Source organism: Neisseria sp. HMSC15G01 (genome assembly GCF_001808255.1).
Taxonomy (GTDB): Bacteria; Pseudomonadota; Gammaproteobacteria; order Burkholderiales; family Neisseriaceae; genus Neisseria; species Neisseria subflava_A.
Window position 1 is genome coordinate 16,819 of record NZ_KV792689.1, and the last position, 1,602, is coordinate 18,420.

The 1,602-nt window shown below is 36.9% G+C and carries 2 pseudogenes; both read right to left on the reverse strand.

What is annotated here, in order from left to right:
* Nucleotides 1-279: 279 nt before the first annotated feature.
* Nucleotides 280-745: pseudogene (locus tag HMPREF3139_RS08440) on the reverse strand (hypothetical protein).
* 253 nt (nucleotides 746-998) lie between these two features.
* Nucleotides 999-1,491 (reverse strand): annotated as a pseudogene (locus tag HMPREF3139_RS08445) (contact-dependent growth inhibition system immunity protein).
* Nucleotides 1,492-1,602: the final 111 nt, after the last annotated feature.

Consider the following 1,602-nt stretch of genomic DNA (forward strand, 5'->3'; position numbering starts at 1 on the left):
AAAAGATACTGCGATTTTCTTTGCTTCTTGATAATTAATTATCATGGCAATACTCCAAATTGAAAATGTTTGAAGGTAGTAAAATTGACTTTTCCTCCTTTTTATATTTGCCTATTAATATACCTTTTTGGACAACTGCGCTTTATAGCCCGCGCAAGATCGGCACATTAAATAAAGGCCGTCTGAAACGGTTTTTCTGTTTGCAGACGGCCTCTTGGCTCAAACCGTGAGAACCGCATGCGTGCGTTCCGCACACATCCTACTTGTTGAGTTTAGGTTTCATATGGGCCACAGCTTGCTTTCCAAATATGCTTTTATTTCATAAATTAGATTATTTATATTAGGGGAAACTACATTTCCTGTTTTTTCGATTACAAGTAGACAATTATATTTTATTGCCCAGTCAATGGTTTTCTGAATAAATTTAGTATAATCAAATCTTAAATCAAGTTCACACTCTATATCATCTGGCCAAACGGTAAGACTATTACCAAAATTATCACAAAACATGATTGCATCTTTATCCCAAGACTCTTTCGATTTAAGCTTTTTTTTTTGCTTCATTTATTATTGATAATAATATAAAATCATTATCGATAAAGTAATTTTCAAAACTTTTATTCTCATTAAAATTCTGAAAACCATTAGATCGATACTCATCAAGTATGATATCTTTATTTGCATTAAATTTATTTCTGATAGCAGCTGATGGGATAAGGTAGTACCGATAATTCCAAATTGCCATTTTTATTTACTCCTATAACGTGGTCTATTAACATTACCTGATTCATTCAAGACATCAATAGAATTTTTCCAATTAGTATTAGGAACGGGAAAGTCAACTTTTTTAAATTTTAATTCACATATCCTTCCAAGCAAGCCGTAGCCCGCATTAAACCTATGCAGGTAAGGTGTGTGCGGTACGCACGCTGGCCTTGAGTGTGATAAAAAAGTCGTCTGAAACATTTTTCCGGCTTTCAGACGACTTTTGCCAAATATTATCGGCAGCGGCTCAATGCCAACTTTAAACCTGCTCCGATTTCTTCAGGACTGTTATCCAATGATAAAATTACATTGTCTGCATCAATGGCATCCCACGCTTCCAGCTTGACATGGCGGCTCGGGCTGATTTTCAGGCAACCGTTGTGCAGCCAAATATCCCCGCTCATCATGTTTTTAAATAAAGGCGCGTCTGGTTTTATAGCCCAAGTTCCCGCATAGGTTGGCAACCCAATCCTCATAACGTGGTTTAAAACTTTCCTGTTTTAAAAAATCAATACGTTCAGCTTCGTTGTCTAACGTCCTGCTGTTCGCCAATGCTTGTAAGACTGTCGTGCCTAAAGTTCCATTGTCGGTATCCAATGGCAGGATATGGGGAGGATATAGGTGGTCTATTGCCGTTAACCCCAAACCTGAACATGTTTGAACAATCAGAGCTTCTTCATTAGCATAAAAAACTGCCCAATAATTTTGATCCTGTTTAAAAATCATTATTTGATCTCCGTAATTTTGACTGTAATGTTTTGACTCTTGCCATACTCTACCACACGTTGTAACTGCAATCTTTACTCCTTATTAGTTTGTGCGGGTATGGCCAGATGG